Annotated in this window: 24 protein-coding genes; 5 read left to right on the top strand and 19 right to left on the bottom strand. The window is 61.0% G+C overall.

Features of this window, described 5'->3' with window-relative positions:
- Window positions 1–103: 103 nt before the first annotated feature.
- From V7Q10_RS07815 to V7Q10_RS07800, 4 genes are read right to left on the bottom strand one after another with little or no spacing between them, the layout of a single operon-like run.
- A complete protein-coding gene (locus V7Q10_RS07815) occupies window positions 104–769 on the bottom strand; it encodes an alpha/beta fold hydrolase (protein WP_333868514.1) in 666 nt (221 codons plus the stop codon).
- Window positions 762–1,547 (bottom strand): alpha/beta fold hydrolase, encoded by a 786-nt coding sequence (locus V7Q10_RS07810; protein WP_333868513.1) that lies wholly within the window; start codon window positions 1,545–1,547, stop codon window positions 762–764. The genes V7Q10_RS07815 and V7Q10_RS07810 overlap by 8 nt, the downstream gene beginning before the upstream one ends.
- 1 nt (window position 1,548) lies before the next feature.
- Window positions 1,549–2,487, bottom strand: coding sequence for a threonine ammonia-lyase (locus V7Q10_RS07805; RefSeq protein ID WP_333868512.1), 939 nt, complete (start codon window positions 2,485–2,487; stop codon window positions 1,549–1,551).
- Window positions 2,484–3,308: an alpha/beta fold hydrolase gene (locus V7Q10_RS07800; protein WP_333868511.1), complete on the bottom strand. Its 825-nt coding sequence runs from the start codon at window positions 3,306–3,308 to the stop codon at window positions 2,484–2,486. The genes V7Q10_RS07805 and V7Q10_RS07800 overlap by 4 nt, the downstream gene beginning before the upstream one ends.
- A 126-nt stretch (window positions 3,309–3,434) precedes the next feature.
- On the opposite strand from V7Q10_RS07800, the gene V7Q10_RS07795 reads away from it, so the two are divergent.
- The 3 genes from V7Q10_RS07795 (at window position 3,435) to V7Q10_RS07785 (ending at window position 7,823) form a co-directional block, all read left to right on the top strand.
- Window positions 3,435–5,213 (top strand): ABC transporter transmembrane domain-containing protein, encoded by a 1,779-nt coding sequence (locus V7Q10_RS07795; protein WP_333868510.1) that lies wholly within the window; start codon window positions 3,435–3,437, stop codon window positions 5,211–5,213.
- 117 nt (window positions 5,214–5,330) lie between these two features.
- A complete protein-coding gene (gene lysM, locus V7Q10_RS07790) occupies window positions 5,331–5,765 on the top strand; it encodes a peptidoglycan-binding protein LysM (RefSeq protein WP_333868509.1) in 435 nt (144 codons plus the stop codon).
- Between the two features lie 162 nt (window positions 5,766–5,927).
- Window positions 5,928–7,823, top strand: a complete 1,896-nt coding sequence (locus V7Q10_RS07785) for an acyl-CoA synthetase (RefSeq protein ID WP_333868508.1) — start codon at window positions 5,928–5,930, stop codon at window positions 7,821–7,823.
- 36 nt (window positions 7,824–7,859) lie between these two features.
- Here the strand turns inward: V7Q10_RS07785 and V7Q10_RS07780 are convergent, their stop codons facing one another.
- The 14 genes from V7Q10_RS07780 to V7Q10_RS07715 form a co-directional block, all read right to left on the bottom strand.
- Window positions 7,860–8,726: a glycosyltransferase family 2 protein gene (locus V7Q10_RS07780; RefSeq protein WP_333868507.1), complete on the bottom strand. Its 867-nt coding sequence runs from the start codon at window positions 8,724–8,726 to the stop codon at window positions 7,860–7,862.
- Window positions 8,727–8,938: 212 nt separating this feature from the next.
- Window positions 8,939–9,574, bottom strand: a complete 636-nt coding sequence (locus V7Q10_RS07775; protein WP_333868506.1) for a hypothetical protein — start codon at window positions 9,572–9,574, stop codon at window positions 8,939–8,941.
- Between the two features lie 45 nt (window positions 9,575–9,619).
- Window positions 9,620–11,101, bottom strand: a complete 1,482-nt coding sequence (locus V7Q10_RS07770; RefSeq protein WP_333868505.1) for a PucC family protein — start codon at window positions 11,099–11,101, stop codon at window positions 9,620–9,622.
- A 126-nt stretch (window positions 11,102–11,227) separates the two neighbouring features.
- Window positions 11,228–11,533: a light-harvesting protein gene (locus tag V7Q10_RS07765; RefSeq protein ID WP_333868504.1), complete on the bottom strand. Its 306-nt coding sequence runs from the start codon at window positions 11,531–11,533 to the stop codon at window positions 11,228–11,230.
- A gap of 9 nt (window positions 11,534–11,542) precedes the next feature.
- Window positions 11,543–11,698 carry a light-harvesting antenna LH1, beta subunit gene (gene pufB / locus V7Q10_RS07760; RefSeq protein WP_333868503.1) on the bottom strand — a complete coding sequence of 52 codons (156 nt, stop codon included), beginning with the start codon at window positions 11,696–11,698 and terminating at the stop codon, window positions 11,543–11,545.
- A gap of 1,037 nt (window positions 11,699–12,735) precedes the next feature.
- Window positions 12,736–13,179 carry a D-aminoacyl-tRNA deacylase gene (gene dtd, locus V7Q10_RS07755; RefSeq protein ID WP_333868502.1) on the bottom strand — a complete coding sequence of 148 codons (444 nt, stop codon included), beginning with the start codon at window positions 13,177–13,179 and terminating at the stop codon, window positions 12,736–12,738.
- Window positions 13,176–14,099 (bottom strand): carbohydrate kinase family protein, encoded by a 924-nt coding sequence (locus V7Q10_RS07750; RefSeq protein ID WP_333868501.1) that lies wholly within the window; start codon window positions 14,097–14,099, stop codon window positions 13,176–13,178. Before V7Q10_RS07750 ends, dtd begins: the two co-directional genes overlap by 4 nt.
- Before the next feature lie 61 nt (window positions 14,100–14,160).
- The gene (locus V7Q10_RS07745) at window positions 14,161–15,132 is read right to left on the bottom strand and encodes a phosphoribosylaminoimidazolesuccinocarboxamide synthase (protein WP_333868500.1); all 972 of its coding nucleotides are present in this window, start codon (window positions 15,130–15,132) and stop codon (window positions 14,161–14,163) included.
- A gap of 173 nt (window positions 15,133–15,305) precedes the next feature.
- On the bottom strand, window positions 15,306–16,415 hold the full coding sequence (locus V7Q10_RS07740) for a primosomal protein N' (replication factor Y) - superfamily II helicase (protein ID WP_442885838.1): 1,110 nt from the start codon (window positions 16,413–16,415) through the stop codon (window positions 15,306–15,308).
- A 12-nt stretch (window positions 16,416–16,427) separates the two neighbouring features.
- Complete coding sequence (locus V7Q10_RS07735) at window positions 16,428–17,540, bottom strand: SPFH domain-containing protein (protein WP_333868498.1); 1,113 nt, start codon at window positions 17,538–17,540, stop codon at window positions 16,428–16,430.
- Window positions 17,541–17,578: 38 nt separating this feature from the next.
- A complete protein-coding gene (locus V7Q10_RS07730; RefSeq protein ID WP_333868497.1) occupies window positions 17,579–18,367 on the bottom strand; it encodes a DUF2927 domain-containing protein in 789 nt (262 codons plus the stop codon).
- A 155-nt stretch (window positions 18,368–18,522) separates the two neighbouring features.
- Window positions 18,523–19,683, bottom strand: coding sequence for a toxic anion resistance protein (locus V7Q10_RS07725; RefSeq protein ID WP_333868496.1), 1,161 nt, complete (start codon window positions 19,681–19,683; stop codon window positions 18,523–18,525).
- 133 nt (window positions 19,684–19,816) lie between these two features.
- Window positions 19,817–20,659: a 5-bromo-4-chloroindolyl phosphate hydrolysis family protein gene (locus V7Q10_RS07720; protein WP_333868495.1), complete on the bottom strand. Its 843-nt coding sequence runs from the start codon at window positions 20,657–20,659 to the stop codon at window positions 19,817–19,819.
- A 195-nt stretch (window positions 20,660–20,854) separates the two neighbouring features.
- On the bottom strand, window positions 20,855–22,054 hold the full coding sequence (locus tag V7Q10_RS07715) for a pseudouridine synthase (RefSeq protein WP_333868494.1): 1,200 nt from the start codon (window positions 22,052–22,054) through the stop codon (window positions 20,855–20,857).
- Between the two features lie 95 nt (window positions 22,055–22,149).
- On the opposite strand from V7Q10_RS07715, the gene V7Q10_RS07710 reads away from it, so the two are divergent.
- Entirely contained in the window at window positions 22,150–22,596 is a 447-nt protein-coding gene (locus V7Q10_RS07710) for a nucleoside deaminase (RefSeq protein ID WP_333868493.1), read from the top strand.
- Between the two features lie 59 nt (window positions 22,597–22,655).
- Here V7Q10_RS07710 and V7Q10_RS07705 read toward each other — a convergent pair whose 3' ends face one another.
- Complete coding sequence (locus tag V7Q10_RS07705; RefSeq protein ID WP_333868492.1) at window positions 22,656–23,231, bottom strand: flavin reductase family protein; 576 nt, start codon at window positions 23,229–23,231, stop codon at window positions 22,656–22,658.
- A gap of 78 nt (window positions 23,232–23,309) precedes the next feature.
- On the opposite strand from V7Q10_RS07705, the gene V7Q10_RS07700 reads away from it, so the two are divergent.
- Window positions 23,310–23,807: a GNAT family N-acetyltransferase gene (locus V7Q10_RS07700; protein WP_333868491.1), complete on the top strand. Its 498-nt coding sequence runs from the start codon at window positions 23,310–23,312 to the stop codon at window positions 23,805–23,807.
- Window positions 23,808–23,838: the final 31 nt, after the last annotated feature.

The raw sequence follows: 23,838 nt of genomic DNA, 5'->3' as shown, positions 1-23,838 counted from the left end.
AAACTATCCCAAGCCCGACAGCTTTCGTCGCTTTCATCTTGGCACAAATATCCCACGGGGGAAGCGCCGCAGGCGCTGGGGGTGTGAAACCCCCATCCCCCCACTAGCCGATTTTCCCCAGCAGCGCCGCAATACTGGCCGCCAAAGCCCGTGGTTCGGCCAAAAACGGCGCATGACCACAGGCGATTTCGGCCTGCGTCATGCCTGCGGCCATGCTGCGCTGATAGGCGGGCGGGAGGGCGCGATCTTGGGTGCAGACAATCGCGCCGCGCGGCAGATCGGTCCGCACCGCCGTCAAAGCCGTCTCCATCGGCGCCAGCGCTTGGCGGCAAAGCTGGGCGCTGGCGTCAGCGCAATCGTGGAAAAACAATTCACGCGCCCGCTCGGGCTGAAAGCCAAACAGCCCCGCCGCGCGGTCCACCTCAAAGGCCCCTGCCATCGGCTGGCTCGGCCCCGCGCGCCGCATCTGCGCCAGCGTCATCCCCGCCACCGGCACATAGGCGGCAAGATAGATCAGACCCGCAACATCTGCCGAAAGCCCAGCCGCCGCGGTGATCGCAAATCCTCCCGCCGAATGGCCCAGCAGAACCGTCGGCCCGCGCAGCGCGGTTGCAATCGCGCGCGCCTGATCTTGCAGGCTGGCGGCGGCGTTGCGCCCCGGCAGGTCTATCGCCCGCGCGGCGATGCCAACTGCCGCCAGCTCGGGCACAAGCTGATCCCAGCACCAGGCCCCAAAGCAAGCGCCATGGATCAGCAAAACCTCAGTCATGACCAAGGCTGCGCAGGAAATCCGCGATCACCGCCGCATAGTCATCGGGCTTTTCCACCATCGGCAAATGCCCCGCACCCCGCATCAGATGCCAGCGGTGGCCCAAGATCAGCTCGGCGGTTTCGCGCACCAGATCGGGTGGGGTGGTGCCGTCATTTGCCCCTGCAATTACCAGCGTCGGCAGGGTCAGCGCCGCGGTCGGGGTATAGAAATCGGTGCCGCCAATCGCCGCCGCACAACCCGCCCAGCCGTCAAATGCGGTTGCAAGCAGCATCTGGCGCACTGGCTCTACGCCCTCGATCTCGCGCCAGCGCCGCCCAAACATTCGCTCTAGGGCGGCGGGCGCATAGGCCTCGGCACCGGCGCGCATCACCTCGATCCGCTCGGCCCAAAGCGCTGCCGAGCCGATCTTGGCGGCGGTGTTTGACAGCACCATCGCGCGCACAAGATCCAGCCGTTTGACCGCCAGCCCCTGTGCCACCAGCCCGCCAAGGCTCAGCCCCACCACCACCGCATCGCGCAGACCAAAATGCGCGATCAAGCGTTCTGCGTCGCGGATCAGCGCCCCCATTGCATAGGGCGGCGGCGGCACATCCGAAGCGCCATGCCCGCGCAGATCAAACCGCAGCACGCGGCAGCCCGCAGGCAGACGCGGCACCACTGCGTCCCAGATGTGCAAATTGGTGCCCAAAGCATGGATCAGCACCACCGCAGGCCCGCCAACTGGGCCGCTGATCTCGGCGTTCAGCCGAATGTCATCCAGATAAACCAGTGCCATCTTAGCCCCCGAACCGTGCCAAGCTGTCGGCAAAGACCGCAGTGTCGACATTGCCGCCCGAGCCTATGGCGATCACCGTATCGGGCAGATCATCGCGAAACAGCGCCGCCGCCAGCGCCACCGCGCCGCCCGGTTCCAGCACGATGCGCAGATGCTGAAATGCCAAAGCCATCGCTTGCAAGGCCTCGTCATCGCTGACCACCAGCCCCGCACCACACAAGCGCTGCAAGATCGGAAAGGTGATCTCGCCGGGCATCGGTGTTAAAATCGCATCGCAGATCGAGCCTGACATCTGCGCATTGCGCAGCCGAGATCCTGCGGCAAGCGAGCGGGCCATATCGTCAAAGCCTGCGGGTTCTGCCGTGCGCACCTGCATCCGGTCTTCCAGCGCCAGCGCGATGCCCGCGGTCATGCCACCGCCACCGCAGCAGGTCAGCACCTGTGCTGCGCCGTCAAACTGCTCGGCAATCTCCAGCCCTATTGTGCCTTGGCCTGCGATCACCTCGGCATCGTCATAGGGTTTGATCAGCACCAAGCCGCGCTCTGCTGCAAGCTCTGCCCCCAAAACCTCGCGGTCAACGCTGTGGCGATCGTATAAAATCACCTCGCCGCCATAGGCGCGGGTATTGGCGATTTTCACCGCAGGCGAGCCTTCGGGCATCAAGATAACCGCAGGCAGGCCATGGCGCGCGGCGGCCAAGGCCACCCCCTGCGCATGGTTGCCCGAGGAAAAGGCGATCACCCCGCGCGCGCCACGCAGCGCCGAAACCGCCGCCCAAGCGCCGCGAAATTTAAAGCTGCCGGTCCATTGCAGGCATTCGGCCTTCACAAACACCCGCCGCCCGGCGATGGCATCCAGCAAGGGCGCATTCAGCAAGGGGGTGCGCCTTGCATGGCCTTGCAGGCGGGCGCGGGCTGCTTGGATCATCTGCAAATTCATTGGCAGGCTCCGATAAAGGCGTGCAGCAGGGCCTGCGCCTCGGGTTCATCCAGAAACGGAATATGGGCGCGGTCTGGCACTTCGGCCACCAACATATCGGGCCTGCGCCGCCGCATCTCGGCCAAAGTATCGCGGCGCAGCAAATCCGAATTTGCACCACGGATCACCGCCAAGGGCAGGCCCGCGCAGGCGTCAAACAGCGGCCAAAGATCGACCTCGGGCAGTGCCAAAGCCGCCAGCAAAGCCTCGCGCAGGGCAGGGTCATAGGTGATCTGCAAACCGCCGCCCGCAGCCTCGCGGTAATGCAGGCGGGCCTCTTGCAGCCAGCGGCTGGGCGGCACATTGGCAAAGCCAAGCATCAGATCGGGCAGGCGCGCGGCCATCTCGGCCTGAGTTTTGGCGCTGGGCGCGCGACCAACATAATCGGCGATCCGCGCCATGCCGCCTGCATCAATCTGCGGGCCGATGTCGTTCAGGCAAAGGCCAAGCAGCCGGTCTTTGGCCACCGCCGCCAGCATCATGCCGATCAGCCCGCCGCGCGAGGTGCCCAGAAGGGCGGCCTTGGCCACGCCCAAATGATCGAGTAGTTCCAAGGCGTCGCGCCCCTCTTGTGGCACGGTATAGCTTGCGGCCCCGGTCCAATCGCTGCCACCGCGACCGCGGTAATCCATCCGGATCAGCCGACAGGGCGGCAGACCGGCGCGCATATAGTCAAAATCGCCCATGGTGCGGGTCAGGCCCGCCAGACACAGCAAGGGCATCCCCGTGCCCTGATCCGAATAGGCGATTTTGGTGCCGTCACTGGTGGTAAAGCTGGTCATTCGGGCCTCCGTTTTGCCGCAGGTTGGCACGAGCGCGCGCGCGGCGAAAGGGGGCGCGGCATTTGCGACGCTTGCACCAAAGGCCTTGGGCCGCTATGCCGCCTGCAACTTGTTAAAGGCAGAGCCATGGCCAAAGATCCAATTCCTCAGCGTCCCACCTCGAAAAAGGTCGGCAATCTTGCAGGCCTTTGGCCGTTCATCCGCCCCTATCGCCCCATGGCGATTGCTGCGGGCCTTGCGTTGGTTAGCACCTCGATGGTCAGTCTTGTGCTGCCGATGGCGGTGCGGCGGGTGATCGACAGCTTTGGTGCGGGTGACTTTTCGCTGTTGGACAAATACTTTGGCGCGGCGCTGATCTTGGCGCTGCTTTTGGCCTTTGGCACCGGCATCCGCTATTACTTTGTCACCCGTCTGGGCGAGCGTGTGGTGGCCGATATTCGTGCCGCCCTGTTCAGCCGCGTGCTGGGGCTTTCGCCGGCCTTTTTTGAAAAAATCATGACTGGAGAGGTGCTTAGCCGCATCACCACCGACACCACGCTGATCTTGTCGGTGATTGGGTCGTCGATCTCGGTGGCGCTGCGCAATCTGCTGACCACCTTTGGCGGCATCATTTTGATGGCGCTGACCTCGGCCAAGCTGACCGGGCTGGTGCTGTTGATCGTGCCCGCGATTGTGGTGCCGATTGTCACGCTGGGGCGGCGGTTGCGCAACCTAAGCCGCGACAACCAAGACTGGATCGCGCAATCTTCTGGCAAGGCATCAGAGGCGCTGTCGGCGGTGCAAACCGTGCAGGCCTTTACCCATGAAGACCGCACCCGTGCCGAATTTGGCGCGGTGAACGAGAAATCCTTCGCCTCGGCCAAAGCGCGCATCATGACGCGGGCGCAGATGACGATGATCGTGATCTTTTTGGTCTTTGCCGGCGTGGTCGGCGTGCTGTGGATCGGTGCGCGCGATGTGCGCGATGGCACCATGTCGGGCGGCCAGCTGGTGCAATTTGTGATTTATGCGGTGCTGGTGGCGGGGGCCGTGGGGTCTTTGTCGGAAATCTGGGGCGAGTTGCAGCGCGCCTCGGGCGCGACGGAGCGGCTGGTCGAGATGATCAACGCCGTTGATCCAGTGCCAAGTGCCGCGCATCCGCAGGCGCTGCCGCGGCCTGTGCGCGGCGAAGTCACGCTTGATAATGTGCAGTTTCAATACCCCGCGCGGCCCGAACGCTCGGCGCTGGATGGTGTCAGCCTGACCGTGGCCCCCGGCGAGACCGTGGCGCTGGTTGGGCCTTCGGGCGCGGGCAAATCCACCGTGCTGCAACTGTTGATGCGGTTTTATGACCCGCAGGGCGGCGCAATCCGCTTTGACGGCATTGATCTGCGCGACATGACGCGGCAGGATTTCCGCGCGGCGATGGCGCTGGTGCCACAAGATCCGGTGATCTTTGCCGCTTCGGCGCTGGAAAACATCCGTTTTGGCCGCCCCGATGCAACCGAGGCCGAGGTGATCGAAGCCGCGCGCGCCGCCGCTGCCGATGACTTTATCACCGCGCTGCCGCAGGGCTATGCCACCTATCTGGGCGAGCGCGGCGTGATGCTTTCAGGCGGGCAAAAGCAGCGCATCGCGATTGCGCGCGCGATTTTGCGCGATGCGGCGGTGCTGTTGCTGGATGAGGCCACCTCGGCGCTGGATGCGGAATCCGAACGGGCGGTGCAATCGGCGGTGGATCGTCTGGCCGAAGGCCGCACCACGATTGTGGTGGCGCACCGCTTGGCCACCGTCAAACGCGCCAACCGCATTGTGGTGTTTGAGGCGGGCAAGATCGCCGCCATCGGCACCCATGATGATCTGGTCGCTCAGGGCGGGCTTTATGCGCGGCTTGCACGGCTGCAATTCACCGATGGCGCCGCTTAGGGGGAATTTCCCGCGTTTTTCCCCCAAGCCGCGCCAAGCCGCCGTTGCTTTGCGCCGCAGGTTTCGACTAGGGTGCCTATACCTCGGATGTGGGGTGTGTAGCCTAAGGAGACGATTATGGGTTTGTGGAGTTTCGTAAAAGACGCGGGTTCCTCGCTGTTTGGCAGCAAAGCCGAGGCGGCCACGCTGCCGCAAGCCGAGGCCGTCAAAGCTGATATGGAAAAGATGGGTCTTGATACCAAGGGTGTCGAGATCAAGGTCGATGGCGACAAGGTCACGGTCGAAGGCCGGGCGGTCTCGCCCGAGATGAAAGAGAAAATCATTCTGGCCGCTGGCAATATCCAAGGCGTGGCCACGGTCGAAGCAGAATCTGACGCCGCCGAACCAGTGTTCTATACCGTCAAAAAGGGCGACACGCTGTCGGCCATCGCCCAGCACACCCTTGGCAAAGCCAGCCTCTACCCCAGCATCTTTGAGGCCAACAAGCCGATGCTCAGCCATCCCGACAAAATCTATCCCGGCCAGATGCTGCGCATTCCCGCACAGGGCTGATCTGATCCGACATATCCCCCCCGCCTCAGCCCCTCTGAGGCGGGTTTTTTTGCGCCTGTAAGGTGACATTGCGTCATCGCGCAAGCTTGCCCTTGGCAAAACCTATCGCATTCCCCATCTTGGACAGATAACAGGCCGAAAACGGCCGAGGGGGAGGAACGAATGGGAAGTTTTGCGACGCTTGCGGATCTGCAAGCCATTGAGGCCGAGTCTGCTTGGGCAGACCGCGCGCTGCCCGCATCGATCTACGGGTTTCTTTCGGACACTGCTGCCACGCATGGCAGCCGCCCTGCGATCAGCTTTCAGTTGCTGTCAGACCCCAAAGCGCCATCGCAAACTCTGACATGGCAGGCGCTGCATGGCCGTGTCACCCAAGCTGCCAATCTGTTTCGCAGTTTGGGCGTGGGCGAGGGCGATGTGGTGGCCTATATCCTGCCCAATGCGCTGGAAACCGCAGTCACTTTGCTGGCAGGGGCGACGGCAGGCATCGTCAACCCGATCAACCCGCTGCTAGAACCTGAACAAATCGCCGCTATCCTGCGCGAGACGCGGGCGAAAGTGGTGGTCACGCTCAAGGCCTTTCCCAAGACCGACCTGCCGCAAAAGGTTGCCCAAGCGCTGAACAACGCGCCCAATGTCAAACATGTGCTAGAGGTTGATCTGAACGGCTATCTGACGCCGCCCAAAAGCTGGATCGTGCCGCTGGTGCGCCCGAAAAATCCCGCGCGCCACACCGCCCGCATTCTGGATTTTAACGCCGAATGCCGCAAACACCCCAGCGACCGGCTTAGCTTTGCCGACCGCACGCACGATCACATCGCCGCCTATTTCCACACCGGAGGCACCACCGGCATGCCCAAGGTCGCGCAACACCGCGCGCGCGGCATGATCTACCAAGGCTGGCTGGGCAAGCGGCTGTTGTTCAACGAATCTGATGTGATGTTCTGCCCGCTGCCGCTGTTTCATGTGTTTGCCGCCTATCCGATGCTGATGTCGGCCATCGCTTCGGGCTGTCATATCGTGTTCCCCACCCCCGCGGGCTATCGCGGCGAGGGGGTGTTTGATAACTTCTGGCAATTGATCGAACGCTGGAAAATCACCTATATGGCAACGGTGCCCACGGCGCTGTCGGCGCTGCTGCAACGGCCGGTAAATGCCGATATCTCGACCCTGCGCGGCGCGTTTTCCGGCTCGGCGCCGCTGCCGATCGAGCTGTTCAATCGGTTTGAGAAAATCACCGGCGTGCAGATCGTCGAAGGCTATGGGCTTACGGAATGCACCTGCCTTGTCTCGATCAACCCGCCCGAAGGCACCAAGAAAATCGGCTCGGTCGGTCTGCCCTTCCCGCATTGCCATGTGCGGATCTTGCAAAAGACCCCCGAGGGGTTTCGCGATTGTGCGGTGGATGAGGTCGGCGAGATCTGCATCGCCAACCCCGGCGTGATTGCTGGCGGCACCTATACCGAGACCGATAAGAACAACGATCTTTTTGCCGAAGACAGCTTTTTGCGCTCGGGCGATCTGGGGCGGCTGGATGCGGACGGCTATCTCTTCATCACCGGCCGCGCCAAAGATCTGATCATCCGCGGCGGTCACAATATCGACCCCGCCGTGATCGAAGAGGCGCTGATGGGTTGCGACGGCGTTGGCTTTGTCGGCGCTATTGGCCAGCCCGATGCCCATGCCGGCGAATTGCCCTGCGCCTATGTCGAGCTGGCCAAGGGCGCGCGGTTGACCGAAGCCGAGCTGCACGCCTATGCCCGCGATCACATCCTTGAACGCGCAGCGCTGCCCAAACATATCGAGATCCTGCCCGAACTGCCCAAAACCGCTGTCGGCAAGGTGTTTAAACCCGATCTGCGGCGTATGGCGATCACCCGTATCTACAACGCCGCTTTGACCGAGGCAGGTCTGCCCGCACAAGTGACCGCCGTGATCGAGGACAAAAAACGCGGTTTGGTGGCCAAGCTTACCCGCTCGGGCGCGGTCAATGACGCGCAGATCAGCGCGGTCTTGGGCCAATTTGCCCAAGGCTGGGAGTGGGAAGCGGCACAGTAGCGCTGCTTTTTGCACGCATGTTTGGCTTTCGGGGCATCACAGAATGTCCCGAAAGCGTGGGTCTATACGGACCAAAAACGCCTTGTTTCCCTCGAACTCTACAGTTCCGTCGCGAAACTTTTGTGGCCTGTAGACCACAGTCTTGCCGCCGCGTGTCGACAGTTGGATGCGCGCGCGCGCGATCCCTTCGTCAAAATCCAACGGGCTGTCGCAGGTGTCGATCACCGCGCTGACGCTGCGGCGGGTCACGGCGTGGGAATCGTAGCTGCCGCCTTTGGCATCTGACACTCTTGCCTGCATCCGCTGCGCAAAAACACCTTCGTCAAAATTTGCCAGATGAAACATGTAGAAATGCGCGCTGACCACAACAGGCCCATCGGCGCGATGCCCCCCAGCCGAACTTGCTACTGCGCGTGACATCACATTTGGCTTGAAATAGCCCTTGTGCAGCACGCCATTGCGCCGTTGGGCCAGAATGGGTTTGCGGGAGTCAAAGGCGGCTTCGGTGGTTGGATCATGGATAACATCGACCCCGTTGCAATAAACATAACCTTCCGCCCTTGTTTCGGACAAGGCCTCGGGCCAGCTTAAGCCCGCCGCGGGGTCGATGCAGACAAACTCGTCGCAATCACCGCGGATCACATAGTCATAGCTTTGAAACAGCTCGGACAGTTTGCGGGTATGAGCTGCTGCCAATCGGCTATCATCACGAACGCGCAGGCCTTCTCGGCCGGTTAAGACTTCTACCTGAAGCCCGCTTAAATCGACAGCACTTGTCCAGTCGTCACCATCCAGCATCACATGCAGATGTGCGCGCCCGCAGATTTCGGAATAATATTTGATCCAAAGCGCCAGAAAATAGTCGTCCTTACGCACATGCGTCAAAGCCGCAATCCGTGTCATTCTTTATCTCGACTCTTTACCCAAACACTGCGTTCAGAGTGCGCTTATCGGAGGCGTATTGGCCAGAGCCTCCTTGCCTGCCTAAGGCTTCCGTGCGGATGCGTTGCCATTTCGCCGCAAAACTTGGGCTTGCGGTGGCAAAGCCGGCCTTGGTCACAGCAAAAGCGGGCGCAGAGGAAAGCGCCCGCTTGGGTCTGCGCCGCAGAGCGGTTTTACCGCAGCAAGGTCGGCAAATCGTCGCGCGAGGGCCAGGATTTCACCAGCAAGGGCAGGCCGAACATCGCAGAGATCAGTCTGCCGCCCCTGATGGCCGAGCCGCGCTCTTTGGGCGCTGACAACAGCTTCATCGGCCAAACCAGTTTTGACATATAGGCCCCGCCGCGCATGGCCGAGGTGCGCGGTTTGTGGGGCAAAATTGGCGCGTTGCCAAGGATGTGGCCGTGGGGCAGGGGCCGGAAAGGGTTCGACAAAAGCAGTGGATGCTTGTCCATAATCTGGTTGGAATAATCCGGCGTCGGATGCTCGCGCAGATAGATGTCTTCGTCTGCCAGGCCGACATCCAATGCCGGAAATTTCCGCAGCAACCGCATTGCATTGCGCGCGGTGCCAATTGGCGCAAAGGCGGCTTGCACCACCAAAAGCGCCTGCGTGCCGGTCATCGCCTGCGCATAGACCTGCGCCAATGCCGCCACGACCCGTACCGATTTCATCGCCACCGCTGCACCGCCTTCGGTCTGGGCGGTGATGATATGCAGGGTCGCCGCATCTTGGCCAATACTCAGCAGGCCGGCCCGTGCCGCCTCTGCCGCAGCACGGTCAGAATAGAGTCGCGTCAGTATCGTCGTCATGTTGCACCTTTTTTCGCGGGGCCCGAACGGACCGGTTAACGTGTCTTACAAAGAGCCTGCGCCCCCTTCGGCAAAAGGCTGCGCCGTGCCATGCGCCGCTTTTGCAGTCTCAGGGTAAAGCGTTTCTGCGCCACTGTCGCCTGTGTTGCGCAAACCCTCTGTACTGCGCAGGGGCAGGGCAAACAGCAGCGCCAGAGCCAAAAGTCCGGCCTCGAGCAGAAATACCGATGTATAGGGGGTGGCGGCAGAGGCCCCGATCGCCTCATGCGCCAAGATCATGTCGCGGATCAGCCCACCTGCTGCAATTGCCAAGCCTGCTGCCGTCGCCTGCACCGCGCCCCATGCCCCAAGTGACAGGCCAATCTGTTCACGCGGGGCCGAGCGCATGATCGCCGTCAAGGTGCCATGGCCAAACAGCCCCGCTCCAAAGCCTGCCAAAAGTGTGCCCATCAGCAGCACTGGCACCGAAAGCGCCGCCGAGGACCAAACGATTGCGCCAAACCCCGCAAGCCCCAGCACCGCACCATAAAGCGCCATATCCATTGGCCGCCCCCCCCGGCCCAGCCAGCGCGAGGCCATGGTAAAGCCAATCAAGCTGCCACAGGCCAGAAACACCGTAAGCCGCGTGGTTTCAGCCACGCTCATATGCAGAACTTGGCCGCCAAAAGGCTCGAGCAGCACATCCGCCATGCCAAAGCCTGCGGTGCCAAGCGCAATCACCGCCAGCAGCCGCAGCATGCCCCGCCGCTCGGTCAGCCGCGCCCAAGCTTCGGCAAAACCCACCTCTGGCCCCTTTGGCGCCGTGGCACGCCTGCGGTCGCGTGCCTCTTGCTTCCACATCGCAAAGAAATTCAACGCAACCGTGACCACGGCCGAGCCTTGAATGACCTGAATCAACCGGCCCGGGGTGTAATTTTCAAGTAAGGCGCCGTAACAAAACGCGCTGACGATCATGCCAAGCAGCAGCATGACATACATCAGCCCCACGACTTTGGGTTGATCCTCTTCTGGCACCAGATCCGTCGCCAAGGCCAGGCCGATGGTCTGCACAATATGCACCCCCGCTCCCACCAGCAAAAACGCAAGCGCCGCCGAACTCAGCCCGATCCAACGCGGCGCATCAATCGCCTCGCCATAGCCAGACAGCACCAAAAGCGCAAAGGGCATGATGGCAAAGCCGCCAAATTGCAGCATGGTGCCCCTGAAAATATAGGGCAATCGCCGCAGCCCCAAAGCCGATTGAAACCGATCCGAGCGAAAGCCAATCAGGGCGCGAAAGGGCGCAAAGACCAAAGGCAGCGCCAACATCCCGCCCACCAGCGTTGCCGGAACCCGCAGCTCGACAATCATCACGCGGTTCAAGGTGCCCACCATCAGCACCAAGGCCATGCCCACAGTCACCTGAAACAGCGACAACCGCAGCAACCGCGCCAAGGGCACTTGTTCCGAGGCCGCATCAGCAAAGGGCAAATAACGCAGCCCAACGCCCGAGATCTTGCGCAGCGCAAAGCTTTTGTATTTGAACATTGGCCGGCTCCAATTTTCTAGGGAAGGCCAGCTTCCCCGCGCGAAAGTTGCAGTGTGAGACCCTTGTGCCGGAGGACAAAGAGCCTCACACCTTCGTACACCGCGCTTGGCACAGGACGGATCAGCCTAGTTCGACGCCAGAATGGCAGGCTGCTTGATCACAGCAACCGCAGTGCTGCCATCTGGCAAGGTGATCAGCACCTCTTGGCCCGACAAAGTATAAGACGCCTTGGCGGCCTCTTGCTCTGGCAAGACCAGCGAGGCCGACATCGCCCCCGCGCCCAGCGGCTTACCCGACAGAAAGTCCGCCACCCAAGTCGTGTTGCTCAATACTGCCACATGGACGGCAAACGACCCAACGGCGACTGCGCTCAGAAACAAGGGAATCCCGACAGTTGGTTTGACGACAAGCCACATCTTTGCATTGTTCATGATGCGCTCCTATCCAAGCCAGGGGGTGGCAACGGCAACCAAAAGATGCGCGATAAGGGCGATAACGCCAAAAACGCGCGTCCCGTCGATCAAATAGCTGTGGACTTCTTCAGCTTCTCTCAAGGTCAAGCCGGTTGGCCAAACCTTATCAGGGTCGTTTAACATGATGTTCCTCCGTGCCCTCGTCGTCGCATTTAAAGCGTGGCGGAGAGACGACATTAGCTCCGCCCAGCCCAGACAAGCGAACGACTCACGTTTTCTTGCTGCGCTGATTTGACGCTGTCACTCTTTTGTGACGTTGGCAATTGTCTAGTAAAGTTGACAGTTTTGCCTTAAATTTAAGGGCGTGAGGCGGGCCGCCAAGGTTTTTTCTCATGCAAACAAAAGCCTACTGAGGGAATTTTTTGCAGCGCCGCCATGGGTGGGCGGCGCAAGTCAAGTTAAATTTGCAACAAAATTCAGAAAAAAATACGCCGCGCTGATTGTCGGGCCATTGCCGTCGCAAATTCCATCGGTCCAAAATTCGCAGTCTCAGGCCAAGTTCTGCGGCAGGCGATCACAAATCTGATCATCATCACCCTTCTCGCCGACAAAGATATGCAGATCCAGCGCCGGGGCCGTTGGCCCGTCAAAAGCCCCCATCGCCCCCGCAAGCCAAATTCCGCCCCGCTGGATCCCAAAACAGCGATGCGCCGCAAACCGCGAAAAACCCCCGCCGCACTTTGGCTCAAGAAGCATACCAGCGCAGTACCGCTGTTGGCTCGGTTTGCAACTGCGCCTTTCACCTCGGTCGATGCAAAATAATGCGCCGAGCTGTTTCGGCACATGCCGCAATGACTGGCATTTGGCGCCGCTAACTCCGCCGCCACCGAAAACCGAACCGCGCCACGCACAGCTTCCGTAATGCATTTTGTCGCGCCAAAACCACCATTTCATCTTGGCACAAATATCCCAGGGGGGAAGCGCCAAAGGCGCTGGGGGGGTGCCCCCCCAATCTCGGCATCCAACAGCCGTTCACGCAGATGTTTCATCCCTGATAGGCTTTGTTATTTGACCGAAAGGTAAATCAATGGGAGCCTAACCCCTAACCAAAGGAGGCTCGCAATGGATATGCTCTATCTCGCCCTTGCCGCGGCTGTCTTTCTCAGCAACGCCGCGGTGGCAATCAGCTCTGGCACTTCAGGCAGGCGCCGCTAACCGCGCTACATCTCTGCCGTGTCCATCCAGATGGTGACTGGCCCATCATTATGTAGCGCCACATCCATATCCGCGCCAAACACCCCGTTTTGCACCGCCATGCCATGCGACGCCAAACGCTCCGAAATCTTTTCATAAAGCCCGCGCGCCAGATCCGGCGCTGCCGCATAGGAAAATCCAGGCCGATTGCCGCGCAGATCGGCGCCCAGGGTGAATTGGCTGACCACCAGCGCCGCGCCGCCCACATCCGTCACCGACAGGTTCATCTTGCCCGCCGCATCCTTGAAGATCCGCAGCTTGGCAATCTTGGCGGCCAAACGCTCGGCCTCAGCCTCGGTGTCGCCCTGCATGGCGCAGACCAAGATCAACAGTCCCGCGCCGATCTCGCCCACCACAGCGCCCTCAACCGTGACACTTGCCCGAGAGACCCGCTGCAGCAAGGCTCTCACAGCTCATGCGCCCAAGGCGGGTTTGCCCCGGCACGGCTGACGGTGATCGCCGCCGCGCGTCCGCCCAGATCCAGCGCCGCATCCAGCACCGCATCGCTGACCGTCACAAGCCCCGCCTTGTGCAGCACCCCCGCCTGATGCAAGGCCGCCAAAGCGCCGGCGTTAAAGGTGTCGCCCGCGCCCACCGTATCGGCAACGACGATCTTTTGCGCCGCCACAAACCGCTCTTGCGTCGCGGTAAAGGCCCGCGCGCCCGCAGCCCCTTCGGTGATAAAAACTATCTTTGGCCCCTTGGCTAAAATGCCGCGCGCCAAGGCGGCAATATCGCCCGTGCCTTCCAGCCAGTGCAAATCCTCATCCGACAGCTTAACAATATCAGCCCGCGCGATCATCCGTTCGATCCGCGCGCGATAAGGGCCTTCTTTGCCCGCAATAAAGCCAGGACGAATATTTGGGTCGATCATCGTCACCCGAACCGCACACTCGCGCGCCTGCAAGGCCTCATAGCTGCTGGCCGCAGGCTCGGTGACAAGCGAGATGCCGCCAAAGAACAAGGCCTGCACCGAAGCGTCAAGCTGTGGCAAATCCGCCTCTGCCAACATGCTGCCAGCGGTGTTCTCGTCATAAAACGCATAAGTCGCCTGACCCTGCACCAGTTTGACAAAAGCCACCGTGGTCGGGCGACCTGATCGTGCGCAAAACTTGGTCTCAACGCCCGAGGCCGCCAAAGTCTCGGCCAAGATCTCGCCCAACATATCGGTGGAAATGCCACTGAAGAAACCTGCCGGCGCGCCCAAACGGCCCAATGCAATCGCCGTGTTGAACACCGCGCCGCCGGCATAGGGCGCAAAAGCCGCCTCGCCCAGAGTGCTGGTGCGCGGCAACATATCAATCAGCGCTTCGCCACAACTCAGAATCATCTCGATCTCCCGAAAGTTTTGCCGAGCTTATAGGCCTACGACTGTTAGCGCAAACACCCGCTTAGACGAAATAGGGCGCCAAATTTGACCGTACCCGCGCTAAAGGCGTCTCTCCCGACAGATCGGGTACAAAGACCTCGCCGGTAATCGCCTCATAGGCGTCAATATAGACCTGCGCCGTCGCCGCGATCATTTCCGCCGGAATCGCTGGAATATCATCAACATAGGGATCACATCGTGCCCCCACCCAAGACCGGATCACATCCTTGTCAAAACTTGGCGGCCGCGTGCCAGCGGCAAAAGCCTCGGCGTAGCCTGCGGCAATCCAATAGCGGCTTGAATCTGGCGTATGGATCTCATCGGCAATCAAAATCCGCCCCTCGGCATCAAGGCCAAATTCATATTTGGTATCCACCAAGATCAAGCCCCGCGCCGCCGCCATCTCTTGCCCGCGCGCAAACAGCGCCAAAGCATAACCCGAGACCTCATCCCATTGCGTCTGGCTCAACAGACCCTGCTCCACAATCTCTTGCGGTGTCAAAGGCTCGTCATGACCACCGTCAAAGGCTTTCGAGGTGGGGGTGATGATCGGGGTCGGTAAGATCTGATTGTCGCGCAGCCCCTCGGGCAAGACATGGCCATACATCTCCCGCACGCCCTTTTTATACTGGGTCAAAACCGAGGTAGATGTCGTTCCCGCCAAATATCCGCGCACCACGATCTCGACCGGCAATATCTCGACCCGCTTGCCAATCACCACATTGGGGTCAGGATAGGCCAAGACATGATTGGGACAAATATCTGCCGTATGGTCAAACCAGAACCGCGCCATCTGGGTCAAAACTTGGCCCTTGAAGGGAATCGCCGCCAAAATTCGGTCAAAGGCCGAGATCCGGTCCGAAGACACCAAAATTCGCCGCGCTGGCCCCCCTGCCTCGGCGGGCAGATCGTAACAATCGCGCACCTTGCCAAAATAGGGGTTCGGCAATTCGGCAATGCGAGCATTTTCAAGAATGCGGGAAAGATCAGTCACGGGCGGCCTCCGTTCAAACTAGGGGCGCTATCGCGCGCGCGCTCGGTCTTGTCAACTAAACTGAGGCCAATCGGCTTTCATCTTGGTCTAAATATCCCCCGCGGAGCGTTCGCGGCCAAGGAAGGGAGCCTCCGGCGGGGATATTTAGACCAAGATGAAAGCCAAAGCGCAGTCTAGTTAAAAAGCGCAGGGTCGTTCAGATAAAGCGCTCCCAGTCCTAAGGCGGCGAGGGCCAGCAGGGTGAAGCCGATTTTCCATCGGCTGTAGGGGCGCTCGCCGCGCAGCTCGCCGCTGTCGCCATTGACCACAAAGCGATAGGTTTTGCCGCGATAGTTATAGGCTGCGACCCAGACTGGCAGCAGGATATGTTTAAAGCTTTCTTGTGTGTACTCGGTGTCAAGGCGGGTGATGCGTTGTGCGTCGCCACCGATGTCGCGACGCACATCGGTTTCGATCTGTCGGGTCATGATCTGATGTGCGGTCTGATTGGCTGTGGCCAGCGGGACCGTATGGCTTTCGGCTTGAAAGCCGGCGAGGTAATCTGGGGAATAGGGCTTTAGCTTGGTTAGATCCCAATCGGTGAGGGCCTCGCCAAGATGGGGTGGCAGGCTGGTTGAGCCGAGCACGATCACATCATTAAACCGCCGCTCTACTTGGCCCGCGGCCAAAGACCAACGGGTTTTTTGCACAGTTTGCTCGCGGGATTCGTGGCCGCCATTGACGCTGACGGTAACGGCACGGGTTTCGGTGTAATGATCGCCGCGCTGGCCTGTGTAGTGGCTGCGGGTGGCGGCATCAAACGTCCAGAACGGCAGGTAGATGCCTGTCATCTCGCGGCCCGCGCGGGTGTATTGCAGCAAGGGATTGGGCGCGAACCACAGGCTGCCCAGCCAGCGCTTTAGGCTGTCGCGCGCTTGAGTTTGCGTCAGGGCGAAGGGCAGAAGGGCTTGTGGTTTGAGACGGCGCTGGCTGCCGGTATCCACCACCACGGGCGTGTCGCAAAAGGCGCAATCGCGGGCGTGGTTTGCACCCTGAAACGCCACCAATGCACCGCAATTGGGGCAGCGGGTGCTGCGGCTTTCTGCTGAGGTTTGCGCCGGCAGATCTTGGCGCAGGCCGCGCGCCAGATCTTGTTCATCAAAGGCTCGGGCAAGGCTTGGCGATGGTGTGGGGGCGAGCTTTTGTTCAGACCCGCAGTGCTCGCAGCGCAAGCGGGTCCGGCTTGGGTCAAAGCGCAGGTCTGCGCCGCAGCTGTCGCAGGGCCAGCGATGGTCTTGCTGCACGGCCATGGCAGCTTAGCGCGTCACGGGTGGTGGGGGCGGTGGCATCTGGGAGAAGAGCTGCGCAAGCTCGGTTTCTGCGGCGGGTTTCCAGCCGTCTTGCCCGCCTGTCCAGACCAGCGTGCTGGGCGACAGAGCGGCAGTGTTTGCCAGTGCGGTCATCTCGCTATGCGAGAACGGACCCTTGGTCGCGCCGTTTTCGGCCAGATGCCACAGTTTGTCAGCCGGCGGCGGTGGTGGCGGGGATGGCGGCGTAACGGTCGCGGCCACCCCGGGCACAGCCCCCCAAGGGCCGGTGCCGGCCATCTGCGCGCCAAGACCTGCCGCCAGCCCCATGCCTGCCATTGCGCCAAAGCCGCTGTTGGGCTGCGCCATGCCTTCGGCGGCGTTGAACTGCATGTATTTGGTCAGGTCGCCCGCCACCCCTATCGAGCTGCGCTTGTCCAAGACCTTTTCCACCTCATCCGGCAGGCTGATGTTTTCGATATAAAATTCGGGCAGGCTTAGGCCATAATCTGCGATCTTGGGTGCGATTGCGCTGGCGATCAGCTGGCCGAGATCGGCGGTATTGCCCGCCATATCCAGCACCGGAATGCCGGATTTGGCCAAGATTTGCGAGGCTTCTTGCACGATCACATTGCGGATCTGCGCGCTGATTTCATCGGCGGTGAATTCGCCGTCGGTGCCGACGATTTCGCGCAGGAAGACCGCCGCATCCGTCACCCGCATCGAATAGCTGCCAAAAGAGCGCAACCGAACGGGACCAAATTCGGGGTCGCGGCAGATGATCGGGTTTTGCGTGCCCCATTTTTGATCATTAAAGCGGGTGGTGTTGACGAAATAAATCTCGGATTTAAAGGGGCTTTGAAAGCCATGATCCCAACTTTGCAGGCTGGTCAGGATTGGCATATTGTTGGTTTGCAGCTCGTAAAGTCCCGGGCTGAACACATCGGCCAATTGGCCTTCGTGGATAAACACCGCCACTTGGCCCTCGCGCACCGTCAGTTTGGCGCCGTATTTGATCTCATGGCCCTCGCGCTCGAATCGCCAAACCATGGTGTCCCGGCTGTCATCGGTCCAAGCGATCACATCAATGAATTGGCCGGAAAGAAAATCGAGAAGTCCCATGTCTTATGTCCTTTTTCACACCAAAGCCGGCGTCTGTCTTAGGGGGAGCCGTTCATCAGCTGCTTTGCCAGCCGCACCGCAATTGGGCGGGCCTGTTCCAGCGTCATGCCCGGGCGCAGGGCGGGGTTGTAAAGCATGCGCAGCATCAGTTCGTCTTGCCGTGTCAGCAATGCGAATTCTTCATCATCATTGAAAATCGAGGGGCGGGCCTGCGGGCTGTCATTGGGCAGGCCCATCGCTTGTGCCAATTCTTCATGGATGCACGACAGCCGCAGCAGATCGGGATGTTCGGCGCGGATCACCACAAGTGCGCTTGTGTAGATGCTGTCATCACCCTCGCTTTGCGTCACCGCAAGGCAATAGGTGGATTTAGGCAGATCCAGGATCGTCCGGCGGTCGCTGGCGGTCAAAGCGGGCATGCTTTGGCGCAGCACCGGCTCTAGCGCGCGGCGTTCATCTTCGGCAACGATGGCGATCAGGACATTCGGATTGGTCGTCTCAAGCGTCATCGGCAGGCCGGTCAGTCCTGAAAGCCGTTGCACATAAGAGGCGATCATATCGCGATCACGGGCCTTTTGCGCCGGGGGAACCGAGCTGCCAAAGCGCAGAGCGATCCGTATCGGAGCCTCCCAGCGCCGCAGCGTTGCCTGAGATTGCAGCTGCAAGGTCTGGCCGCCGCGGCGGGTATATTCGTTGTAAAGCGCGATTTGCAAAAAGGTGCTGGCCAAGCGCTGATCGTCAAAGGGCGCATCGGGGCCGCCTGCATCGCTGCGCAGCAAGCCTTGGTCCAAAAGCTGCTCTTGCACCTGCGCGTAGTAGGATTGCAACTGCGCGCTGCTTGCGGCGGGGCGCTGCGCGGGGCGGATGGTAGCAGATTGGCCCGTCTGCGACGCGGCGGGTGGTTTGGGCAAGCTACAGCCTGCGACGGCCAGCGCGAGCCCCAGCCCCAGCCAAAGCGTGACAGGCCTGCGCCCGCGCATGGTTAAACCGCCGCGCCGACAGGGCTGCTGCCGATAGCGCCGCGCGCCTTGGCCGAGGCTAGACTGTCGCGCAGATCCTGTTCCATCTTGATCAGCTCTGCCTCTGCCGCGGCGCGCTTGGCCTTGCCGGCATCCGCGATCTGTAAGCTTTCTTCGATGGTCGCCACCAAGGTCGCATTGGCCTTTTGAACCGCTTCAATGTCAAACACCCCGCGCTCCATCTCGCCGCGCACAACGCGATTGGCCTGTTGTAAGTTTTCGGCATTGGCGGTCAGCAGCGCATTGGTCAGATCATTGGCCGAACGCACCGCCTCTGCGGCCTCGCGGCTGCGCTGTATCGTCACCGCCTGCGCCAGCTGAGTTTCCCAAAGCGGCACGGTATTGACCAGCGTCGAGTTGATCTTGGTCACCAGAGATTTGTCGTTTTCCTGCACCAGCCGGATCGAGGGCAGCGATTGCATCGTCACCTGCCGCGTCAGTTTCAGATCATAAACCCGCCGTTCCAGATCATCGCGCGCCGACCGCAGATCGCGCAGTTCTTGCGCAACTTTCACCTGATCATCCGGCGCGGCCTGATTGACCAAAGCCGCCTTGGCCGGAATGTCGCTGGCATCCAGATCAGCGAGCTTGGCCTCTCCGGCGGCAATATAAAGCGCAAGTTCATCATAAAAGCCCAGAGTTTTGCTATAAAGCAGATCCAGACTTTTGATATCTTTCAACAGCATATGCTCGTGCAGGTTCAGATCATCGGTGACTTTGTCGATCTGGGTCTGCACCTCTTCGAATTTGGCGATAAACTTTGCAAAGGGGGCTGCGCGGCCGGTCAACTTTTCCCACCAGCTTTGTTTGCGCCGCACATCCAGTTCCGAAACCGAAAATCCGCGTAAAGTGCTGACGATGGTTTGCAAGGCGTCGCCCGCGGGGCCGACATCCTTATTCTTGACGCCTTCAAGCATGTCTTGGCTGATCAGCTGCAATTCACTCTGCGCGCCTGCGCCAAAGCTGATGATCGACTGCGTGTTGCTCATGTCGATTTCTGCCATCCGTTTGCGAATATCCTCGGCTACGGCAGCAGGGGCTGCGGCAAGCGCCACCACCTCTTGGTTGGGTTCGGCCAAAACAACGGCTACTGCTTCTGCAAGGCGGGCGGGTGTGTCAGTCATCGACAGGCTCCTTCGAACAGCGGGCTTGCGTTCCTAAGGGGTAGGATGACCTATACGATTGAGAATTTCTAGCGACAGTTTGATGAAAACATCGTTAAAAGCTGGGTATTTCAACAAAAATCGTAGGGCTTTGCTATTTCTCCAAAGCCAGCCGCTCTCGCAGCACGCTGATTTCGACCTCTAGATCCAGATGGTCGTTTTCCAAAAGCGCGCGGCTGCGTGCGGCAAAAGTGGTTTCAAGATCGGTCAGCAGCGCTTCAAAGTCGGCCCGCGTTTTGGCATCGCGCATCGCCGCATAGGCATCGGCAAATTTCGCCGTCGCATCGCGCGCGCCCATCAAATAGACGGTCAGAAACTTGCGCGCGCCGCTGAGGTCGCTGGGATCGTTTTCGACCTGTCGGAACAAATCGCGCGCCACGGTGGCAAAGTGATCGACCCGCGCCTCTAGGCTCGCATCGCCCGCCCGCAAGATTGCCTCGCGCATTCCGGTCAAAAACCCTTCGCCCTCGCTGACCGCGCGCGACACCCGCTCGATGTCAAAGTCGGTCAAGCCCTCCATACCCTTATTGGTCAAAGGATCAGGCTCGAAAGCCAGCATGTGCAAGGTCATCCCCACCATGCCATAGCAGATCGGCACCACCAGATCGGTTTGCGTCATCAGCCCGCCCAAAAGCAGCCCCACCCCCATCAGCACGGCGGCAATCAGCTTGTGCGGAATGGCCGGATGCTGCGCAATTTTGCGCGCTTCATAGGCCAGCTGTGCGCGTACCCCTTCGCGGGTCAGCCAAGCCGCCAGCAGCATCAGGCCACAGGCCAAAAGCCCCAAAAGCATCGCGCGTGGTGGGCTGCGAAAGGCGATGATGGCATATAAAAAAGGCAGCAAAAACAAAATGGTGGGCCTGCGTGCCTCGCGGCTGGCGGCATCTTGTGGTGCCGGAGGCTTGTTCGAATACTTCCCCGCAAAACGACGCGCCATCACACGGCTCCCTGCACAGCAACATAGATAATCAGGCCCAGCAGCAGCAGATAGGCCATGGTCCGAAAAATTTGGGCAGACATCAGCGATCCCTTCTTGCAGCGCTTGTGGCCAGTCTCAAAAGCATAGGCCGCAACCACTGGTTACGCCAAGGGGCAAAGCGCGCGGCTTGCCCCTTTGTCCTTCAGGCCAAGATTATTCGGGCCGACGGGGCCGCCCTGCCACAGGCGGTTTGCGCGGACCTGCGATGCCTGGCTTGGCGCCCGGTTTGCCCGAAGGCTTGCCCGCAGGTTTGCCCAGACGCACAGGCTTTGCGCCCTCAAGCCGCCCTGTGGGCTTGCCGGCAGGCTTGCCAAAGGTCTTTGGCGCCGGCCGGTCTTCGGCCTTTTTGGCAGCGGTGCCAAAGCGGGGGCGTGGGGCCTCGCTCCAATCTGTGACGGGCGCATTGGCTTCGGTTTGGTCGCGGCGGCCTTTTGGACCACTGCGCGCGCCTTCGGCACGAATGATGCGCGGCGCGTGCGAGATCACTTCGCGCGCCCCCCGCACCACCTTTTTCGGCGCCTCATCCTCGGGGGTGCGGCCTTCGCCCAATTGATCGCGCAGCACCTTGCCGCGCACCTCTTCGACATCGCCGGGTTGCAGATCGCCCAAGCGGAAGGGGCCATAGCTGACGCGGATCAGCCGGTTCACCACCAGCCCAATCGCCACCATCGCCCGACGAATTTCGCGGTTCTTGCCCTCGCGCAGACCTACCGTTAGCCAAGCATTCGCGCCCTGAATCCGGTCGATCACCACCACCATCGGCTGAAACTTTTCGCCTTCAATCTCGATGCCCTTGCGCAGCGGTTCCAGATCAGGATCGGTCGGATTGCCATTCACCCGCACGCGGTATTTGCGCAGCCAGCCGGTCGAGGGCAGTTCCAGCCGCCGCTTCAGCCCGCCGTCATTGGTCAAAAGCAAAAGCCCTTCTGAATTCAAATCAAGCCGCCCCACCGACATCACCCGAGGCAATTCGGGCGGCAGGTTTTGAAACACCGTTTCGCGGCCCTTTTCATCGGCCTCGGAGGTGACCAGACCTTCGGGCTTGTAGTAAAGCCACAAACGCGGCTCTTCGGCCTTGCCGATCGGCTCGCCGCGCACGGTGATTTTGTCTTTGGCGGTGACGTTCAGTGCAGCCGAGGTGATGACCTTGCCGTTGACCGAAACCTCGCCCAATTGGATCATCCGCTCGGCCTCGCGGCGCGAGGCGATGCCGACGCGGCTGAGGACTTTGGCGATGCGCTCGCCTTCGGGGGTGCCTGCCTGCTTGGGCGTGGCGGGGGCGGCTGCGGGCTTTGCCACGGCTTTGCGCGGCAGCACGACGCGGTGCGATTTGGGAGTTGTATTTTCGGCCATCAAGGGCATCCTTCTGCGGGAACGCGCAAGCGCGGGCGGCGCGCACCATGCGGGCCTTGCTGGCAATCTAAGCGCCAAGGGGGTAGGAGGCAAGCATGACATTTCGATCCTTCATGCAGGCCGCCTTGGACGAGGCCCAGGCGGCGGCCACGCGCGGCGAGGTGCCGATTGGCGCGGTGGTGGTGCGCGACGGGCAGATCTTGGCTGCAGCCGGCAATCGCACCCGCGCACTTTGTGACCCAACGGCCCATGCCGAGGTGCTGGCGATCCGCGAGGCCTGCCGGTTGTTGCAATCTGAACGTCTGCCCGAGTGCGATTTATATGTGACGCTAGAGCCCTGTCCGATCTGTGCGGGCACCATTGCCGCGGCACGCATCAAGCGGCTTTATATCGGGGCGCTGGATCCAAAATCGGGCGGAACTTTGCACGGGGCGAAGGTGTTTTCGCATGCCCAATGTCACCATATGCCCGAGATTTATGACGGCATTGCCGCCGAGGCGTCAGAGAAGCTGTTGCGCGCATTCTTTGCGGCCAAGCGCTGAGGCAGCGTGGGGACGCTTCGCGGAGGATATTTAGGCCAAGATGAAAGCCGCTGGGGTGATTAGTCTTGCGGGCGGGCGAGTTCAAAGGTGCGTTCGATCACGGCGTAGTCGCGGTAGCCCAAACGGGCGGTCAATTGGGCGGCGGCGGTGTCAAAGCGGCCGTTTTGCAAAAACTGCGGGTCGATGTGGATGCCTGTGACTTCGCCGATCACCATCAGATCGCCGCCTTTGAGATCAAGCACTTGCAGCGCGCGGCATTCGAGGCTGGCGGGGGCTTGGGCCACGCGGGGGCACGCGATGGTTTCGCATTCGGCCTTTTGCACGCCTGCCACGGCAAATTCATCCACCCCCAGCGGCAGCGCGGCCGAGCTTGCGTTCATCTGCGCCAGCAGGTCGTGGCTGACGAGGTTGACGGCAAAGACGCCGCTGCTTTGCACGTTGCGGATGCTGTCTTTGTGGCCGCCTGCGAACATCACCTGCATGGGGGTGTCGGAAATGGCGTTGAAAAACGAATAGGGGGCTAGGTTGTCGCCCATGGGGCCACGGGTCGAGATCCAGCCGATGGGGCGGGGGGCGACGATGGCCTTGAAGGGGTTGTGCTTGAGGCCTTGGCGGTTTTCGGGGCTGTAGAACATCGGCGGCTTCCTTCAGGTTTGATCCTGACCTAGGCCCATGTTACGCGCGTTTCCAGATGATTCTGTCCGGGGGCGGTATTGTATCAGCTGGAAGAAGAAACCGAAGCCGACTGGTGGGAGGTCGAGGCGCTGTATGACCTGTGCTTTGCACCCGGTCGCACGGCTTTGTCTTCGTACCGGTTGCGCGAGGGGGTGCCGACGGTGGCGGCGCTGTGTCTGACGCTGCGCGATGCCGATGGCACTTTGGCGGCTGCGATTCGTTATTGGCCGGCGGAAGTTGGCGGCGATGATGTTTTGCTGCTGGGCCCTGTGGCGGTGCATCCAACGCGCCAAGGCGAGGGTTTGGGCGGATTGTTGATCAACGAATCGCTGGCCGAGGCGCGGCGTTTGGGCTGGGAGCGGGTCTTATTGGTGGGGGATGCGCCCTATTACAGCCGCTTTGGTTTTGCCAAGCTGGAGGGGGTCGAGATGCCGCCGCCGACCAACCCTGACCGCGTGCTTGGGATAGCCTTGAAGGCGGGGGCTTGGCTGCGCACGCAGGGGGCTGTTACCAAGGCCAGTGGTGCAGGGCTTTAGCCTTAGATCTTGCATGGGGCTTGAATGCCCC

The organism is Cypionkella sp., assembly GCF_036782355.1.
GTDB lineage: Bacteria > Pseudomonadota > Alphaproteobacteria > Rhodobacterales > Rhodobacteraceae > Cypionkella.
This window is presented reverse-complemented; position numbering and strand designations above follow the sequence as displayed.

Bases quoted from the DNA above. Each gene is read 5' to 3' on its own strand.
- V7Q10_RS07815 (WP_333868514.1), bottom strand. From the start codon at position 769: ATGACTGAGGTTTTGCTGATCCATGGCGCTTGCTTTGGGGCCTGGTGC.
- V7Q10_RS07810 (WP_333868513.1), bottom strand. From the start codon at position 1,547: ATGGCACTGGTTTATCTGGATGACATTCGGCTGAACGCCGAGATCAGC.
- V7Q10_RS07805 (WP_333868512.1), bottom strand. From the start codon at position 2,487: ATGAATTTGCAGATGATCCAAGCAGCCCGCGCCCGCCTGCAAGGCCAT.
- V7Q10_RS07800 (WP_333868511.1), bottom strand. From the start codon at position 3,308: ATGACCAGCTTTACCACCAGTGACGGCACCAAAATCGCCTATTCGGAT.
- V7Q10_RS07795 (WP_333868510.1), top strand. From the start codon at position 3,435: ATGGCCAAAGATCCAATTCCTCAGCGTCCCACCTCGAAAAAGGTCGGC.
- lysM (WP_333868509.1), top strand. From the start codon at position 5,331: ATGGGTTTGTGGAGTTTCGTAAAAGACGCGGGTTCCTCGCTGTTTGGC.
- V7Q10_RS07785 (WP_333868508.1), top strand. From the start codon at position 5,928: ATGGGAAGTTTTGCGACGCTTGCGGATCTGCAAGCCATTGAGGCCGAG.
- V7Q10_RS07780 (WP_333868507.1), bottom strand. From the start codon at position 8,726: ATGACACGGATTGCGGCTTTGACGCATGTGCGTAAGGACGACTATTTT.
- V7Q10_RS07775 (WP_333868506.1), bottom strand. From the start codon at position 9,574: ATGACGACGATACTGACGCGACTCTATTCTGACCGTGCTGCGGCAGAG.
- V7Q10_RS07770 (WP_333868505.1), bottom strand. From the start codon at position 11,101: ATGTTCAAATACAAAAGCTTTGCGCTGCGCAAGATCTCGGGCGTTGGG.
- V7Q10_RS07765 (WP_333868504.1), bottom strand. From the start codon at position 11,533: ATGAACAATGCAAAGATGTGGCTTGTCGTCAAACCAACTGTCGGGATT.
- pufB (WP_333868503.1), bottom strand. From the start codon at position 11,698: ATGTTAAACGACCCTGATAAGGTTTGGCCAACCGGCTTGACCTTGAGA.
- V7Q10_RS07750 (WP_333868501.1), bottom strand. From the start codon at position 14,099: ATGATTCTGAGTTGTGGCGAAGCGCTGATTGATATGTTGCCGCGCACC.
- V7Q10_RS07735 (WP_333868498.1), bottom strand. From the start codon at position 17,540: ATGGGACTTCTCGATTTTCTTTCCGGCCAATTCATTGATGTGATCGCT.
- V7Q10_RS07725 (WP_333868496.1), bottom strand. From the start codon at position 19,683: ATGACTGACACACCCGCCCGCCTTGCAGAAGCAGTAGCCGTTGTTTTG.
- V7Q10_RS07720 (WP_333868495.1), bottom strand. From the start codon at position 20,659: ATGGCGCGTCGTTTTGCGGGGAAGTATTCGAACAAGCCTCCGGCACCA.
- V7Q10_RS07715 (WP_333868494.1), bottom strand. From the start codon at position 22,054: ATGGCCGAAAATACAACTCCCAAATCGCACCGCGTCGTGCTGCCGCGC.
- V7Q10_RS07710 (WP_333868493.1), top strand. From the start codon at position 22,150: ATGACATTTCGATCCTTCATGCAGGCCGCCTTGGACGAGGCCCAGGCG.
- V7Q10_RS07705 (WP_333868492.1), bottom strand. From the start codon at position 23,231: ATGTTCTACAGCCCCGAAAACCGCCAAGGCCTCAAGCACAACCCCTTC.